17 protein-coding genes are annotated in these 16,899 nt (G+C 46.2%); 4 read left to right on the top strand and 13 right to left on the bottom strand.

All coding sequences use genetic code 11. From position 1 onward, the window contains the following. Positions 1-71: 71 nt before the first annotated feature. On the bottom strand, positions 72-959 hold the full coding sequence (gene ligD / locus AC6I1H_RS11720; RefSeq protein ID WP_497737763.1) for a non-homologous end-joining DNA ligase: 888 nt from the start codon (positions 957-959) through the stop codon (positions 72-74). 93 nt (positions 960-1,052) lie between these two features. On the opposite strand from ligD, the gene AC6I1H_RS11715 reads away from it, so the two are divergent. Further along, complete coding sequence (locus AC6I1H_RS11715) at positions 1,053-1,970, top strand: ATP-dependent DNA ligase (RefSeq protein WP_497737762.1); 918 nt, start codon at positions 1,053-1,055, stop codon at positions 1,968-1,970. On the opposite strand, the gene ku is transcribed toward AC6I1H_RS11715, so the two are convergent. Further along, complete coding sequence (gene ku / locus AC6I1H_RS11710; protein ID WP_497737761.1) at positions 1,967-2,794, bottom strand: non-homologous end joining protein Ku; 828 nt, start codon at positions 2,792-2,794, stop codon at positions 1,967-1,969. The genes AC6I1H_RS11715 and ku overlap by 4 nt on opposite strands. A 340-nt stretch (positions 2,795-3,134) precedes the next feature. Between ku and AC6I1H_RS11705 the strand changes: the two genes are divergently transcribed. Beyond that, on the top strand, positions 3,135-4,274 hold the full coding sequence (locus AC6I1H_RS11705) for a 5-(carboxyamino)imidazole ribonucleotide synthase (protein ID WP_497737760.1): 1,140 nt from the start codon (positions 3,135-3,137) through the stop codon (positions 4,272-4,274). 53 nt (positions 4,275-4,327) lie between these two features. Further along, the gene (purE, locus tag AC6I1H_RS11700; RefSeq protein ID WP_497737759.1) at positions 4,328-4,855 is read left to right on the top strand and encodes a 5-(carboxyamino)imidazole ribonucleotide mutase; all 528 of its coding nucleotides are present in this window, start codon (positions 4,328-4,330) and stop codon (positions 4,853-4,855) included. 26 nt (positions 4,856-4,881) lie between these two features. Here the strand turns inward: purE and AC6I1H_RS11695 are convergent, their stop codons facing one another. Both AC6I1H_RS11695 and AC6I1H_RS11690 read right to left on the bottom strand, forming a co-directional pair. Next, complete coding sequence (locus tag AC6I1H_RS11695) at positions 4,882-5,262, bottom strand: type II toxin-antitoxin system HicB family antitoxin (protein WP_497737758.1); 381 nt, start codon at positions 5,260-5,262, stop codon at positions 4,882-4,884. A 12-nt stretch (positions 5,263-5,274) separates the two neighbouring features. After that, positions 5,275-5,514: a toxin HicA gene (locus AC6I1H_RS11690; RefSeq protein WP_497737757.1), complete on the bottom strand. Its 240-nt coding sequence runs from the start codon at positions 5,512-5,514 to the stop codon at positions 5,275-5,277. Positions 5,515-5,586: 72 nt separating this feature from the next. Here AC6I1H_RS11690 and AC6I1H_RS11685 point away from each other — a divergent pair, with 72 nt between their 5' ends. After that, positions 5,587-6,219, top strand: a complete 633-nt coding sequence (locus AC6I1H_RS11685; RefSeq protein WP_497737756.1) for an MtnX-like HAD-IB family phosphatase — start codon at positions 5,587-5,589, stop codon at positions 6,217-6,219. Here the strand turns inward: AC6I1H_RS11685 and AC6I1H_RS11680 are convergent. The 9 genes from AC6I1H_RS11680 to AC6I1H_RS11640 form a co-directional block, all read right to left on the bottom strand. Then, complete coding sequence (locus tag AC6I1H_RS11680; RefSeq protein ID WP_497737755.1) at positions 6,216-7,574, bottom strand: GlmL-related ornithine degradation protein; 1,359 nt, start codon at positions 7,572-7,574, stop codon at positions 6,216-6,218. The two genes, AC6I1H_RS11685 and AC6I1H_RS11680, sit on opposite strands and share 4 nt — an antisense overlap. 121 nt (positions 7,575-7,695) lie before the next feature. Continuing rightward, positions 7,696-9,897: a D-ornithine 4,5-aminomutase subunit OraE gene (gene oraE / locus AC6I1H_RS11675; protein WP_497737754.1), complete on the bottom strand. Its 2,202-nt coding sequence runs from the start codon at positions 9,895-9,897 to the stop codon at positions 7,696-7,698. Beyond that, positions 9,894-10,304, bottom strand: a complete 411-nt coding sequence (locus AC6I1H_RS11670; RefSeq protein ID WP_497737753.1) for an ornithine aminomutase subunit alpha — start codon at positions 10,302-10,304, stop codon at positions 9,894-9,896. Before AC6I1H_RS11670 ends, oraE begins: the two co-directional genes overlap by 4 nt. Before the next feature lie 170 nt (positions 10,305-10,474). Next, on the bottom strand, positions 10,475-11,896 hold the full coding sequence (gene ortB / locus AC6I1H_RS11665) for a 2-amino-4-oxopentanoate thiolase subunit OrtB (protein WP_497737752.1): 1,422 nt from the start codon (positions 11,894-11,896) through the stop codon (positions 10,475-10,477). After that, positions 11,893-12,195, bottom strand: coding sequence for a 2-amino-4-oxopentanoate thiolase subunit OrtA (gene ortA, locus AC6I1H_RS11660; RefSeq protein WP_422444667.1), 303 nt, complete (start codon positions 12,193-12,195; stop codon positions 11,893-11,895). The genes ortB and ortA overlap by 4 nt, the downstream gene beginning before the upstream one ends. Further along, positions 12,195-13,244 (bottom strand): 2,4-diaminopentanoate dehydrogenase, encoded by a 1,050-nt coding sequence (gene ord, locus AC6I1H_RS11655; RefSeq protein WP_497737751.1) that lies wholly within the window; start codon positions 13,242-13,244, stop codon positions 12,195-12,197. The genes ortA and ord overlap by 1 nt, the downstream gene beginning before the upstream one ends. Positions 13,245-13,489: 245 nt before the next feature. Next, a complete protein-coding gene (locus AC6I1H_RS11650; protein WP_497737750.1) occupies positions 13,490-14,845 on the bottom strand; it encodes an alanine/glycine:cation symporter family protein in 1,356 nt (451 codons plus the stop codon). A gap of 53 nt (positions 14,846-14,898) precedes the next feature. Continuing rightward, positions 14,899-16,545 (bottom strand): M20/M25/M40 family metallo-hydrolase, encoded by a 1,647-nt coding sequence (locus tag AC6I1H_RS11645; protein WP_497737749.1) that lies wholly within the window; start codon positions 16,543-16,545, stop codon positions 14,899-14,901. After that, the gene (locus AC6I1H_RS11640; RefSeq protein ID WP_497737748.1) at positions 16,533-16,829 is read right to left on the bottom strand and encodes a hypothetical protein; all 297 of its coding nucleotides are present in this window, start codon (positions 16,827-16,829) and stop codon (positions 16,533-16,535) included. Before AC6I1H_RS11640 ends, AC6I1H_RS11645 begins: the two co-directional genes overlap by 13 nt. Positions 16,830-16,899: the final 70 nt, after the last annotated feature.

Raw genomic sequence — 16,899 nt, 5'->3', positions numbered from 1 at the left:
CATTGATAAAATAAATAAGTCCACAAGCCATCCAAAAGTTATGTTCACCAAAAACCGCCTCCCGAAAAAATTTATTTAATCCATCTGTCAATCCGCTGTTTTTGCGTCAGCACTCCTGCAAAAATATCGCCTTTATTTCTCAATCTTTTGGGCATGCTTTTTATATTGAACATGTCCGGCGCCACGCCTTCCTCCAGTTCCTCCCATGTCACCGGACAGGATACCGGCGCGCCTTTTCTTGGTCGGGGACTGTATGGAGCTATGATGGTCTTTCCTTTGATGTTTTGAAGATAGTCAAGATAGACCCTGCCCTCCCTTTTATCCACATTTCTGACGGTGGTAGCCTTTTCTGGAAACGTCTTCTCCAGCACCCGGCAAAAAAAGCCGGTAAAAATTCGCACATCCTCATAGGTGTAAACCGGTTCCAGCGGAACATAAACCTGCAGTCCCGTGGCTCCCGAGGTCTTGGCAAAGCCTTTCAGGCCGGCTAGGTCCAGAAGTTTTTTCAGGGCCAGGGCGAGCTGGCGGGCATCCTCAAAATCCGTATTTTCCATGGGGTCAAAGTCAAAAACCGCGAAATCCGGCATGTCCGGAGCGCTTTTTCTGGAAAGCCAGGGATGAATTTCAATGCTCGCCTGATTTGCAGCCCAGATCAGGCTGTCTTTGTCGTTTATCACAGCGTATCTAATAATTTTATCTTTATCGGAAACGGCCTCAAAGGTATTGAGCCATTCCGGCGCATATGCGGGCATGTTCTTCTGGTAAAAGGCTTTCCCGTATATGCCGTCGGGATATCGTGTAAATACGGTTGGCCGGTCTTTTAGATGGGGCAGCATGTAAGGGGAAACTTTCTCCATATAATCTATGAAATCTGCTTTTGTAAAACCGTCATCCGGCCACAGCACTTTGGAAAGATTCGTCAGCTTTAATTTGCGATTTTCCACATATACCTGGGGCAATATTATTCACCCACCTAATATTATATTTAGCTTTATTTTTACAGTTTCCTCTTTTTGGAGAAAAAAATTGGACATAATAGTACCGGTGATATTATGATTGTGCTTCATTCGCCTTTTTATCCCATGGAACCCGAAATTTTTCCCCGGCCCTTTGATGACCCTGACTTCGGTTTCCAGATAAAATGGGACGGCACCAGAATCCTGGCCCATGTCGGCGGGGAAGTTAAACTCTTCAACAGAAAAAGGAATCCGAGAACCCTGCAGTACCCCGAAATCACGGAATGCCTTGCCGGTGCTTTCAAAGGCCGGAGCGTGGTGCTGGATGGCGAAATAATCACGCTGTCCGGCGGAAAACCCTCCTTTCAGCGGCTCATGCGGCGGGACCGCGCATCCGATCCCGTTACCGTAAAATTTCTGATGGAGAAAATCCCCGTCACATATGTGGTATTCGATATCCTTTTATTGGACGGAAAAGATTTGACCGAGCTTACTTTCGAAGAAAGAGACGGGATTCTCAGGTCATTGATTCCACCCATAAATTCTATAGTAGCTGTCGACACCTTCGCCACGGGCACCACCCTTTTTAACGTGATAAAACAGCATGGGCTGGAAGGCATCGTCGCAAAAAAGCTTGACAGCCACTACGAAATAGGTAAAAAAAGCAATAAATGGCTTAAAATTAAAAACAGGCGGCTTATTGACACCATAATAGGCGGCTATCTTGCCGAAGGCCGTGAAATCCGCTCACTTCTGCTGGGAATTTTACAGGATGAAGATTTCATCTACATAGGAAGGGCCGGAAGTGGCCTTAAAACTTCGGAAAGGCGGGAGCTTTACGATTATCTTTCAAAGCTCCAAGTGGCAGACTGCCCTTTTAAAAACATGTCACCCCCGGCCGCCAGGGAAAAGCCCTGTTGGGTCGAGCCTCAACTGCAAGTTCAAGTGGAATATCTAGACTTCACTGATGAAGGTTACCTCAGGCATCCGGTCATTAAGGGTATGGTGTTTTAAATCGCTTTTTTCTTTCTGCGCCCCCCTTTGCCTCCGGCTTTTTTCGCCTCATGCTTCTCCTTTTCCGCCAGAGCAAGGCTCGCCTTCAGGGCTTCCATCAAATCCACCACTTTTTCTTCTCTGGCCGCCGGAATAACAATTTCTTCACCCTCCACTTTTGCCTTTATGATTTCAAGAAGGGCCTTTCGATATTCGTCGGTATATTTTTCGGGGCTGAACTTTGCCGAAAGCGAACTCACCAGCTGCACGGCCATTTTAACTTCGTTTTCGTGAAGTTTCACATCGGAAGACACGGGTATTTCCGCCGCATTCCTCACTTCTTCCGGATAGAACATGGTCTCCATAACCAGATGATTTTCCCCGTAGGGTCGAAGGCACGCCAAGCTCTGTTTAGCCCTTATCACCACCTTAGCCACCGCTATTTTCCCCGCTTCCTCCATTGCCCTCTTCAAAAGGACGTATGCCTTTTGTCCGGTTTCCTCCGGCCCTAGAAAATATGAATGGTCGAAATATACGGGGTCTATGTCCCTTAAATCCACAAAGTCCACAATGTCGATGGTGCGGGTGGCCTCGTCGGGAATGCTTTCCAAATCTTTATCATCGATAATTACGAATTTGCCCTTTTCATACTCATAACCCCGCACTATTTCATCATCTTCCACTTTCCTGCCGCAGGCGGGACACACCTTTTCATATTTGATGGGCGTTTTGCATTCTTTATGAATCTGCCTGAAGCTGATATTCATTTTTTCGGTGGCGGCATACATTTTTACCGGCACATTCACCAGACCGAAACTTATGGAACCTCGCCACAGGGCTCTCATCAAACCACCTCTTTTATTTTAATATTCCATTCAAAAAGATGTATTATCCCGTGCAAAATCACATAAAAATGGTAAATTTCCCAGCAAATCGATATAATAAACTTCATAATGCGTGAAACAATAATACTACCTGCCGATGATTAGCGAGGTGCCAGAATCCAAGCCGGTATCGATAGTTAATCGTCGGTAGGCTTTTTTATTGACAAAAAAAGTCTGTAAACTGTATTATTAATATAGAGCGCTAAAATTGCTATTTACTGGTTTTTGCAAATAATAAAGTAAGTTTCTACATCGGAATCATAATATGATGTTCATTACTTTTTTTTGCGGGGATGAATAAATGAAAAGCATAACTGATTTGAAGATCGGCATAATCGGCGGAGGCCAGCTCGGAAAGATGATGGCCCTCGAAGCAAAGAAGCTGGGATTTTTCGTGTCGGTACTGGATCCCACTCCCGGCTCTCCAGCATCCCAGGTGGCCTGCGAACAGATTGTGGCGGATTTTTATGACGCCCAAAAAATAAGAGAATTGGTGGTAAAAAACGATATTTCCACCTATGAAATCGAACACATCAATACCGACGTTTTAAAAGATTTGGTAAAAGAAGGCTATACCGTGCATCCTTCGCCGGAAGTGCTGGAGATAATTAAAGACAAGTCTTTGCAAAAGAAGATGTTAATCAGGAATAACATACCTACTGCCAGGTGGAAGATGGTTGAAAAAAGTCTGGCTTCTGAAATCGCCGATTTCGGCCTGCCGGCTGTCCAGAAATCCTGCCGTGGCGGATATGACGGCAGGGGCGTTGTGGTACTGCGCACAGAAGAGGATATAAAAGGCGCTTTAAAATGTGATTCTTTCCTGGAGGAACTGGTGGATATCGACAGGGAACTTGCGGTAATGGTCGCACGAAGCACCAGGGGTGAAATAAAATGTTATCCCGTAGTGGAGATGGCTTTTGATGAAAGGGCCAACATATGCGACACAGTTATAGCTCCTGCAAGAGTTGAACCTAAAATTTGCCAAACCGCGTCAGAAATTGCCGTAAGCTGCGTGGAGGCCCTTGGCGGCGTGGGCATTTTCGGCATAGAAATGTTCCTTACAAAAGCTGGTAAGGTTCTGGTAAACGAAATCGCCCCGAGGCCCCACAACTCCGGCCATTACACCATAGAGGCCTGCGCCACTTCCCAGTTCGAGCAGCATATCAGGGCAATTGCGGGCTTCCCTCTGGGCTCTGCCGAACTTTTTGTTCCGGCGGTGATGGTAAACATCCTGGGGGAAGAAGGCTGCGAAGGAAGGCCCCTCTATGAGGGCATCGAAGATGTGCTTGCTATCCCTGGCGCCAGCGTACATATTTACGGCAAGAAAACCACAAAACCATTCAGAAAAATGGGACACGTTACCATCGTTGACCGGGATATAAACAGGGCGCTGGAAAGGGCTGAAATCGTAAAACGCAAGTTAACGGTGAAATCCGGGTAAGAGGCCAAATGCCGAGAATATTTATGGATTTGAATTCAAGGGAGGATATATTAATGAGCTCAAATACTGTTCTCGTAGGTATCATCATGGGCAGCGATTCAGATCTTCCGGTTTTAAAGGAAGCAGCAATGTTACTAGAGGAATTCGGCATAAAATATGAAATCACCATCGTATCCGCCCACAGGACGCCTGAAAGGATGTTTGAATATGCAAAAAACGCAGAAAAGCGCGGCCTTGAAGTTATTATCGCCGGTGCCGGCGGAGCAGCCCACCTTCCCGGTATGGTTGCGTCAATTTCAAACCTTCCTGTCATAGGTGTACCTGTGAAGACATCGGCGTTGAACGGGCTGGATTCCCTGTTATCCATAGTGCAGATGCCTGGCGGCATTCCGGTTGCAACCGTAGCTATCAACAACGCAAAAAATGCCGGCATTCTGGCAGCCCAAATCCTCGGCATCAAGTATCCCGAAATAAGGAAAAGGGTGGCCGAGTACAAAAACACCATGAAGGAGCAGGTGGAAAGGAAGGCCCAAGAGCTTGAATCATTCGGCTGCGAAGCTTATCTGAACCAGAAAAAATGATTGAGCACAAACAAAAACCGCCGATGTCACATGCGCTTTTTTATTCTCGATTTCATGCTCCTGCTCAAAAGATATATTAAATATTGATTCAGACTGATTCCTTCTTCCTGGGCTTCCTTAATTAACTCCTTGTGCATGCTTTTGGGCACCCTGACAGTAATTCTTCCTTTGTAATTTTTCATATGTGAAAATGGTTCAGGTATTTCTTTTCCTTCTTCAATAGCAGTTTTAATCCAACATTTTCTGGCATCTTCCCCCATTATTATTGCTTCTTCTATAGTATCGCCATCACTCATGCAACCAGGAAGATCCGGATATGTTATGAAATATCCGCCACCATCAGAAGGACTGAGCTTTTCAATAATATATGGATATTCCATGGCCATATATTCTTCAAGTTTTCCCATATTCTCAACTCCCTAATAGCCTAACTTCTCCAATAATTTTACAGCATCCTTTATATATTTGCTTTTAACATAGGGCCGCTTAAAAGGAATCGTAATTATCAAATCATCCAGTACATATGTATAATGGCTTGAACCTTTTCTCGGCTGCCTTTTATCAAAACCTGCAGATAATAATAACTTATCAATTTCATCGAATCTTATTTTTTGTGGATTGCTCTTTAGTTTCTCTAGCAGTTTTTGTTTTCTGGTCAATTATATCACCTTTTTCATTATATAAGACATTATATATAATGTCAATTTAATTTTTGAAAGAGAGGTTTCTTGATGAAAATCGCATTTTTTGTTGATTTCGACGGCACCATCACTAAGGAGGACACATGCGAGGCAATGGTTAAGGCGTTTGCGAAGGGAGATTGGAAAAGCCTCGACAAAAGATGGCAGGAGGGCAAGCTTTCCACAGAGGAATGTGCGCGCCAGACATTTAAAATGTTCGATGCGGATGAAGAATCAGTGAGAAGGTTTTTGCGGGAGAACATGGAAATAGACGATTATTTCGTTCAATTCGCAAACCTTTGCAGGCAAAACGGCCACAGCCTTTATATTTTGAGCGACGGGTATGATTTCAACATAGAAGCAATTCTTAATAAATACAATTTGACAGGCATACCGTATTACGCAAACAACCTCGTCATAAATGGGCGCCTCTTTGATATCCGATGCCCCCACAGTTCCAAATCCTGCCCCCGCTGCGGCGTGTGTAAAACCGATTTAGTGCTGAATCTAAAACCCGAAGACAGCCTGGCGGTGTACATCGGAGACGGATATTCCGACATATGCCCTGCAAAATCTGCGGACGTGGTATTTGCAAAGAAAACCCTGATTAAGCTCTGTCAAGAAAATAAAATCCCTGCGAGGGAATTCAGGGATTTTTCAGACATTATAAGAGAGTATTTTTAATCATCCAACTCCAAACTTTTTTTCAGGAGATAAATTGCTTCCTGTGGGAATTCTTTTGCCAGCACTCCTGCCGAAGCCATGATATAATCATTATCTATGAGTATTTCGGCGTCAAATGTCGGCAGGAGTTTTTTGCCTCTTTTATCCTGCCGCAGCTTTTGGAGAATGACCCTTCCATGGGGCAGCTTTGTTAGCGCACCGCCTGTGCCAATTATCCACTTCACCCGGGTAAGATCCTTGCCCTGGGCTATGGAATATCTTCCGGTCGGACCATATAAATACTTTATTTCCCCTGCATGCCGGTTGGTGGCGATAATGCATGCCGCTTCCGCAAGGTATTCGGCCAGCCTGATTTCGTCCCGAGTTTTCGGAATTGGCGGCAGTTTTTTTATAGCCTCTGCCACATCAAAATCAAGCGCTTTTTCAGCCTCTTCAATGCTCACATTTTCCAGCACATGGTAACGGTTTACAAACACCCCCAGATCTCCCTCGACGGTCCTCTTTGCCTCCGGTTCAGGCGCCACCAGGATTTTCGCAATTTCATCCGAATCTTCGGTTACCGAGTGCACATCGGTGGTGGCTCCTCCCACATCAAGCACCATTAAATCCCCTATTTCCTCTTTTAAAAGTCTTGCGGCGTTCATTACCGCACCCGGCGTGGGAATGATGGGGCCGTCTACCATGGTGCGGATTTTCTCCATACCAGGTGCTATTACAATGTGCTCTTCAAATACATCGTGTATGACCTTTCTTGTCGGCTCTATATTGAGCTCGTCTATGCGGGGATAAACATTATCGACAAAAAATACCCTGTTTTTACCCTGAAAAATCTCCCTGATTTCATCTCTGGCAGCCACATTTCCGGCGTAGATTACGGGGGTTTCAATTCCCAGTTCGGCGATTTTTGCCGCATTGGATATGGCCGTGGCTTTTTCGCCGTAATCTACACCCCCTGCCAGCAGTATTATATTCGGTTTAATCTCCAGTATCTTTTTGAGGTCGAGTGGGCTAAGCGGGCCGGCGGTGACCATATGGAGCACCGCCCCTGCTCCAAGCGCCGCTTCTTTTGCGGCTTTAGCCGTCATGTCGTATACCAGGCCGTGAACTGTCATCCTGAGTCCACCCGCCGCACTGCTGGAAGCCATCATCCTATTCCACTTTACACCGGTTTTGAGGTTTTGCTCGAGGTTTTTTACAGCACATTCCAGCCCAATGGTCACATCCCCCTGCAGCACAGTGGTAGGAGCTATGCCCTGGCCGATAAATTTGGGGCGTGAAGTGCCCAGATCGGAAAAGGCATTGACAACCGTTGTGGTGCTACCGATTTCCGCCACTATAACGTCTATGTTTAACATATAAATACCTCCATTGCAGGTGGGAGACATTTTGCAATTTGTGGAATCCGTTAAAAAGGATTATTTTAAAACTTGTGCGGCATCCATAGACTATGGCAAAAGATGGATGCCACACCTGGTTTTATTTACTCTCTTTTTCCTTCGCTCTCAGTGCCTTCACCAGGAAGCTCGCCACGTCTATACCTTTCGTGCCCCTGCCAAAGCCTGCGTCAAGCCCGGATTCCTTTGCAATTTCATCGGTGACCTGGGTCCCGCCGCCCACCAGGATTACCCTATCCCTTATTCCTTTTTCAATGCACAGCTCATGGAGCTTCTTCATATTGATCCTGTGAATGTCTGCATGAGTTATAATTGTGCTAATTAAGATGGCGTCTGCGTCAATCTCTATAGCAGCGTTGACTACTTTCTCCACAGGCACCGACGTCCCCAGGTAATGGCACTCAATGCCAAATCCCTCCAGGCCTCCGTGCTTTATATCAATGATCTCCCTCATGCCGACGGAATGTTCATCTTCCCCCACCGTTGCAGCCACGATTTTTATGGGATGCTCTTTCACATAATTCCTGATCTCATCGGGTGTAAGGACCTCGGGCCTTTCCGGTATGATCAGATCTTTTGGATTTATTTCAAAGGGCACTTTTCCTTTGACCTCCAGGTATGTCCCTTCGGCGGGCTGCATGACCTCCTTGTGAATGACTTCCACATCGGAAAGGCCGAGTTTTTTTGCTATTTCCACGGCCGCAAATTCCGCAATTCTTTCCTCAGCCGGAAGGAATATATTCAGGCAAATGTAACCGTCCGCAAACCATTCCACCTCGGGCTTTATAAGCCCATTTTCCCTGATATGGCGGGTTTCTTCCAGCCTGCTCAACACATTGTCCCGCTCGTCCAGTTCGTCTATATAGACTATCTTGTCCGGATTACACAGCGTACACCCTTCTATGAGGTCGCAGGGCTTTTCCACCCATTTGGGTATATTGTTGTATCCAAAGTGATGGCATACGGGCGCCATGTAATCCTCATCTCTTTTTACCACAGTCCCGGCTCCGACACCTCCATCTATCTTTCTTGCGATACCATCCCCGTTTCTCTCGGGATACATGCCCGAATCCACAAAGAATCCCTGCTCTACGGCTTTGAAGTAACCCCCTACTTCCAAAATTTCCTCAAGGAAAAGTACAGCTCTTTCTTTAAGCTCCCGGACTTTTTCTCCAAAGGGGCCGTCCCTTTTTATTTCTACCATTTCCTTTAGGCCGTCCATACCCGCCAGAGCCTGCTTTGCGGTGTCCACCGCCTGCACGTTGAAATAATGCCACGGCACGTTCCTGCCTTCGTCGGGGGTGATGGTGCTCTGGATATCCGCACTGGTCAGGCGGGATATCAGTAAATTCAACACATGAGTAACTGTGGCCTCCCGGGTGCTGGACTCAATGTACTTTGTGTTCATCTGTGCTCTCATTTTAAATCCTTTAAACAGTTCTCTTAACGCCACGGCGTAAGGCAGGTCTATCCGGAGGCACGGGGCCGGCGGAGCTGTTGGTGGCACTGTTGAGAGGCAGATGTTCTCCTTTCTCATACCCACTTTTACCGAATACATGGCGTTAATGGCATGTTGCACCATGAGCTCCGGCATGACCTTCCACGCTTCCCGGGCGGTGGCGTTGGCGTTATGGGCACCGTCTATCTGGGCCATATCCGCCCAGGCCATAATTTTCTTGGCCACGGCGGCATCCACAAAGGACCTGATCATATTGACATTCCTGTACAGCACGTTGTACTGTGGGTCCTGGTGTGCACCGTTGACGCCTTCTTCCGCAAAAAGTACCGCCACCTCGGGTCCCGCCACACCGCTGACATATGAATGAAAGTTTATGGGCCTTCCAACTTCGTCTTCAATTAAATCCAGAGCTTTCCTGGTAGCCCGGAGCTGCTTTCGGGTGATGGGCACACCGCCTACACCCTCGGGCGTCCCTTCGATAAGCCCGTCGAAATGGCTCTGGCCGGCGGTCCTTATGACCATGATGTGATCCGCCCCGTGCCAGGCGGCCATGCGCATGCGCCGAATATCGTCTTCAAAGCGACCGGATGCAATTTCAGTCGTAATGACATAATCGGGCTGCGGATCTATGTTTCCGAAATGTTTTGCTGCCGGCAGCGGTACGCTGTTTTTAAGGGCTTTCGATGTTTCATGATACTCAAAAGAACCAAGCTTTTGATTTTCCACCTTTTCCCGCCAGTGCCATCCCCGGCGGCGGGGCCTGTAATGCTCCAGGTCTTTCAGTATTTCTTCAATATCAATCTTTTTATCTTTCTCAAGTTTCATTTCTTCACCTCCCCGGATGTGACTTTCCGGAAAAGATTGGGGTTTGAAACATCGACTTTCATTGCCGATTCCATTTCATCCCATCCCTCTCCCCGGGCAAGTTTCTCTCCTGCGTCTTTGATGGATATATTTTTAAACAGAGCGTATTTCAACACCACATGGCCGGCTCCCTTTCCCAAAAGGCCCTTCTCCACACACCTGTCTACTATAGCCCTTGCAGTCAGGCTGTCAAAACCCATGCGAAGGAGCACCGAGCGTTCAATGGAAGGCGAAGTATGGGTCCTGGCCAGTTCAATCAGAGGATCCACGATTTTTTCCGTAAGTTCCCAGAACCTCTTTTCCAGTTCTTCTTCCGTAAGATGAGCCAGGTGTTTCCTGCGTATTTCAAAATCATCCTTTCGCTGCATGCTTTCCCCTCCTTTGATAATCGCCGCGCTAATATTCTGTTTCGGTGTAAAAGTCACTTTCCTGCCGGAGATGCCCCGGCGGCGGACATAGTTTCTACACCCAAATCATGTTTATAAAATTTCCATGCGGGCATGCCGTAATTCGATGCTGTAAAAACCGTTTTCGGCAATTAAGATTGCCGCGCCTTTATTTCGCTTATTATGCTTTTTATATAATCCTCATCCGTCTTTGTATCTTCCGCTAAGAATTCGATGTCTTCGGGCCTAATCTTTGCCCCTTTATAGTGATTGAGGCAGTTTTTAACATATGATTTTCTAAGCTGATCCAGGTCTACATCTTTTACTCTTATCTGTGCGGGGTGTTCCGGGATTACTATTCTCTCACCGGGCTTATCATCTGCCGGGTCTCCCCTTCTCACTTCAACCCCCATTTCCCTTGCGAAAGTCAATTGGGCTGACGGGAGTTTTCCCGCACCGGTATACTCCGTTTCCTGCACCACCAGAATTTCGTCTTCATCCATCTCCCGGGCTATGGCAAAAGCCGCAGCCAGCGAGGTGTTGCCTGCCGGCCCCCGTTCCATGCCCTCCAGCTGGGCAAGGGCTTCGGTCATATAAAACACCTCCCCCTGGCTCACCGTAACATAGCGTTCCAGGTATCGGAGCGGCCTTGCCGCATTTCGTGGCACATCCGCCCGATCCGGCCAGGTGGCAAAAGGGACGCCAAAACCCGTGTGACCGGTAGTAAAGGACTTCCTGTTAAAATCCCTGTCGCTGGCCATGTGAAGGCCCGTAAGGTCTACACTGGCACCAATGATTTTCGTATTTTTACAACCGGCCTTTAAAAGACCACGGGCGGTGCCGGTGACATTGCCTCCGCCGGCATGGGTTATTACCACGGCGTCCGGCTCCTTACCAGTCCTGGCTCTTACCTGTTCGGCCAGCTCATATCCCAGGGTCTCAATGCCGGCAATCCCGAAGGGCGTGTAAAGGGAAGCGTTGAAATAACCGGTCTCTTCAAGCAGGCAGAGAAACGTATAGAAAAGCTCCGGCCCCACCGTGAGCTGGACCACTTCCGCCCCCAGCGCCTCGCATTTCCGGCCTTTTTCCAGGATCTCCGGCTGTCCCCGCCCGCTGCTGTCAAAGACTTCCTGCACCACTATACACTTTAAACCCCTCATGGCCGCCTGGGAGGCCACCGCCGCGCCGTAGTTGCCGCTGGTGGCCGAAATTATCCCCCTGTATCCCAGCGCTTTTGCTCTGTAGGCTGATACCGAAGCCCTCCGGTCTTTGAAGCTTCCGGATGGGTTTGCGGCTTCGTCCTTTATAAAAATCCTGGCGCCTTTACCGGGCGGTGCCGTCATCCTTGCAAGTTTTGTCAGATTTTTAAGCTCAATTAGAGGGGTGTTTCCCACACTGGTCTCGGCCTGTATTCTCCTGATCTCCTCTATGCTGTATCCCACATCCCTCATCATTCTTTCGTAATCAAAGGCAATACCGCCGGATTCAAATTTATCGTAATCTATGCCGACGGCTTTTTTCATTATTTCGTTTTTTCTCGCCATTACGGCAGAGTAACTCATGTCCCTGCTCATTTGTTCCCACCTTCTAAAAGCTTTCTAAGCTCCATGCCAATGGTGAGTAATTCCGGCACCGGCTTTCCAAAATTGTGCTCGTAGACTGGATTTACCCTTACCAGCTTTCCTTTCACCCTTCTCCCGATGACCGTCTCTATCTCTACCTCATCGCCGATGGAAGCGTCATGGGTTATAAAGCCTTTCTGCCAGACTTCCAGGGGGACTTTTTTTGTATCCTCCGGAAGATGCGGCGACCGTTCTTCCGGTTTGAGCACTATCCTGTGTATCTGAACCCAGTCTCCCTTTCTCGCATCCATCACCTGCAGCACCCGCCTTTTATGAGTTCCCTCACATCACCCATTAAGGCTGCAGGCACCGGCAAGTCCTTCATTGTAACAAGCCCTGGCTTTGCGTTTATCACCTGGGGTATCATATTTACTGCTATGGCAATGGTGCCTATTCCCCCGGGAAGTTCAGGCTTGATGGCAAGATTTATATTTGGAGTCCCTTCGATGTTTATATAATCGCCGGTTTCCACATTCTCCAGTTCGGGGCGTATCTGCTGGGGATGTTCCAGGATAATAACCGGTTCGCCCTTTCGCAGGCCTATACCGATGTGGCGGCATCCGGCCACCATGCCCGGTTCAACTTTGACGTAAGGCGTTTCCCTGTAGGTTCTGGAAACTATGGGTTCCCTGGTTTGCTTTATTTCATCGATCTCAAGCCCCAGTGCTCTGGAAATCATGGTGATGGATTCGTTAAATCCGATGTGGCCAACAATGCTGCCCTCCTCCAGGCCTTTTTTGAACTCTTCCACGGTGGTCCCCACGCCCTGGGTCCTCATAACAGTTGTACCGAAGGGTGAGAGGTCATTTATCCTGCGGGCAGTGATTTTCTTCACATTCATGCATACACCGCTCATTGCGATTATGAGTGTATCCAGCACAAAGCCGGGGTTTATCCCTGTCCCCAGAACCGTCACCCCGTGCTTTTTTGCAAGCCGGTCGATTTCTTCCGAAAGCTCCGGTTCACCATAGGCTGGATAAGCCATTTCCTCCGCAATGGTTATAACATTCTTGCTGCTTTCCACTATTTTCTTTATTTGCGGGAAAACTTCTTTAGTAAAAGATGACGTGGACAGAAGAACTATGTCCGCTTCTTTTTTTAAAACTTCATCCGCATCACCGGAAACAATCACACCCGTCCTGCCGCTAAGATTCAGCACCTCTGCCAGGTCTTTTCCGCTTTTTTCGGGTCTTGAAGCAATAGCGCCGGCTATTTCCATTCCATGTTTCTGCAAAACCATTTTTGCCATGCCTCCTCCCATGGCTCCGAGGCCCCATACTATGACTTTTACGTTTTCCATATACATCTCTCCCATAATTAAAGATTTCTTTGGTGTATAATATGTATAGCAAAGTTCGTGCCATGGCGTTATATATTGACTTTACAGCCCTCTGACAAAAATTTTGCGGTATTTCTTCTGCAAAAAATTTTGCGTCGGTTTCCGGATACAGGCAAGAAGCCCTGCAACAGAATAAATGCAGGGCTTCTTGTGTATAAATTTATTCAGATATAAAATACTCCATTGTTCTTGCTGAATATTAAAAATTATTTATTAACCAGCTCCTTATTGGAGAAAAATTCATTCAGCAATTGCTTTACTTCTCCACTCAATAAAACAACAGAAATCATATTGGGTATAATAACCATTGCCAGCAAAATATCGAGGAATTGCCATAATACTTTCAATCCACCTATAGCACCGATAAAAATGGAAATTAGATAGATATATCTCATCACTTTAGAAAATGTCAAACCGAACAGGTATTCAGCCTGTTTTTCTCCATAATATATTATAACAATTATGGTCGAAATAACGAACAATAAAACACTCAAGGTAACTATGCTGCTGCCCAAGTACCCGAAAACCGATGAAAAAGCCATAGCAGGAAACGAACCGGCTTTAGATGCGTCTAAAGTTTTCCAGACTCCTGAAGTCAGAACCACCAGAGCGGTAGTTGTACAAATGATTAACGTATCTACAACTACTTCAAAAATTCCCCAAAATCCCTGCCTTACAGGATGATCAACAGTTGCAGCAGAATGTGCCATCGGCGCCGTCCCCATACCTGCTTCATTTGAATAGACTCCCCTTGCAATTCCCCATCTCATGGCGCCTGCGATAGTTGCCCCCGCAAACCCTCCTACAGGTGCTGCGGGAGTAAATGCATATCTAAATATAGAAGCAAAGGCGGCGGGAAGTTCTGTTATGTTAAACAATATAACAATAAGAGCTCCAATGATATAAAACAATGCCATAAAAGGTACCATGTATTCTGCCACACTTCCTATGCGCTTAATACCACCTACAACAACAAGGGCTACCAAAAGCGTTATTATTATACCGGTTGCAATTGGTGGAATTCCCAGCGTAGAGGCAGAACCTACCACGGAATTTGCCTGAACCATAGTGCTTGGTATAATTTCCAGCATTAAAAATAAAGCGAATAAGGTAGATAAAAACTTCCACCCAAGACCTTTTTCAATGTAGTACATGGGGCCTCCGACATAATTTCCCTCTTCATTAACCTCTCTATATTTTAAACCAAGAACAACTTCGCTGAATTTTGATGCGGAACCTATCAATGCTGTTATCCACATCCACAGCACTGCACCCGGCCCACCTAAGGCTATTGCTACCGGAACACCCACTATATTGGAAGCCCCGACAGTAGATGCCAGTGCGGATGTTGCCGCCTGGAAAGGAGTTACTGTCCCTTCCCCTTCAACATTTTTTCTAAACATTTTTCCGAAGGTCTGTTTCATAATATAGCCAAAATGCGTAAATTGAAAAAAACCCAGTCTAACCGTTAAGAAAACACCGCCACCGACCAAGATGATTAGCATCGGTATTCCCCAAATCCAGTTGCTGATGTCACCTATAATTTTCAAAAATGATTGCAATTGTAAATTCCTCCCCTAATTTGTTTTTTCCATTGTCTCACAACCGGAATGTGTTATTTTAAAAGGTTGATTATCGTCTTTTCCAGGATGCAAGGCATAGCATCGAAAGAATAAGAACAACTTATTCTTTCCGTCAGCTTATGGGCGTCTTTCCCATAAGGCCCTATATTTACCACAGGCATACTTATCTTTTGTATTGCTTTTATCGGGAGAGAGTATTTTTTCCCCCATGCAGGCATGTTTTTTATTAATCCCGCAATGCTTTTTTCATCTTCAGTGATGCTGCAGTAGCTCAAGTCGGATATATAAGGGAAAAATTTTTTAATTACGATTCTGTAATCAAACTGATCAGCCGCATCTTTGACAGCATGATTTACTGCTTCCAAAAGTCTTTTTTCCTTTTCATTCTCTCCTTTTACAAAAATATGCGGATAGAAAGGCGGCGAAAAATATATTATTATCATGGGGTTTTTATCCGGCAGGCACTTGTGCACTTCCTGCACAATCTTCAATGAAAACTCCCTGTCATCGACGCCTTTTTCGAGAAGTTCCTTTGCCAGATTATCCAGCATTATATCCAGTGATTCCCCCAATTTTTCTTTCACCAAGCTGTAAAGTTCTTCGAAGGTCAGCACTCGGGCCTCCCACGGAAGTCTTTTGAATGGTAAGTTAATCAGTTCGCAATATTTCCTGTATTCTTCGTTCAATTTCTCTATAGTGTTTTCAAAAGCCAGAACGGCTTTCTCCTTTAATTTTTTCAAAACCTCATCCGGCTGGCTTATATGGGTGGCAAAATTGAAATACAGATTTACGGCATTTACGGTCTGAACCGAGTATTCGGTTTTAAGGTCCCTCTGATGAAGGCTGATAGGCGGAAGCGTCACTTCCCCGTCGGCGATATCGCAGAGGTCATAACTCAAATCCACCTGTTTCATTATCTCGGCCGCAAGCAGATTCGCGTCAAGGCCGTTGAAGGCCTCTCCCACATGGGTTTCCTTGCCGTATACATAAAAGCATGGCAATAGTTTTCCGACAGTCCCGATATATACGTACTTATTTTCATCGCCAGGGTATTGGCCTGTCATGTAATCGGTATCAATGGCGGCAATGAATTCCCATCCCTTTTCTTCGGCGATTTCGGCGAGATCTTCTACAGCCGAAAGCATGCCTGCGGAGTTCCCCTCTTCATCGGGGACGCCTATAAACACAAGGTTTGCCTCAAGCTCGTTTGCCTTCTTTGAAAATTCTTCTATCATGACTATAAGAGAAGCCACACCGGCTTTCATGTCGAAAATGCCCCTGCCAAACAGCCAGTTATCAGACCTCAGATCTTCCGTTATTTCCTGATTAAATTTTTTCTCCGCCAGCTTTTCCTTCAGCTTTTCGGGGTCTGCCGCAAATCCCTTCAAATCCCCGTAATCTTCCACTCCGACAGTGTCGATATGCCCCAAAAGCAGGACGGTTTTTGAAGACACAGCTTTTTTGCCTTCAATAATAGCCAGCACATATTTGCGTCTCAAGGGATCTTGCTTTAAGTCATACATCCTCAAATTCACCGGATTATTCCTGAAATAATCCATTTTGCTGAAAACTTCATATATTCTTTCCGCTATGTCAATTTCGCCGGGTGTCCCCACTACGCTTGGGATTTTAGTAAGTTCAATCGCTAAATTTTTTATTTTTTCCTTTAAATTTGACATTCTGTTCCTCCTAAATCTTGTTTTATATCATTTCCAAGCGGCTCTATGGTAAATCCTGTAAAGCCGTAAATAATGGAAACTATTGGGTTTATATAGTTCAGAAAGGCCCATGGCGCATAAGCAGTGGCTGAAATTCCGAGAACTCCCTTCATAAAAGCGCCGCATGAGCCTATCAACATCGGCACATGCGGAGCAGTATGATACTTCGCAAGCCCCACTCCCATAACAAAGATAAGCGCAATAACAGAAAAAAGTGCTTCATAAAGCTGAGGTTTCCTTTGCATTTACCTTCCTCCTATTTTTTTATTTTTATATTTTGATTATTAATTTTGCAAATTATATGCCATAGAAATA

The sequence above is a fragment of the Biomaibacter sp. TOL genome, from assembly GCF_059717795.1.
The sequence above is the reverse complement of the archived record's forward strand: the minus strand, read 5'-3'. Positions and strand labels throughout refer to the sequence as shown.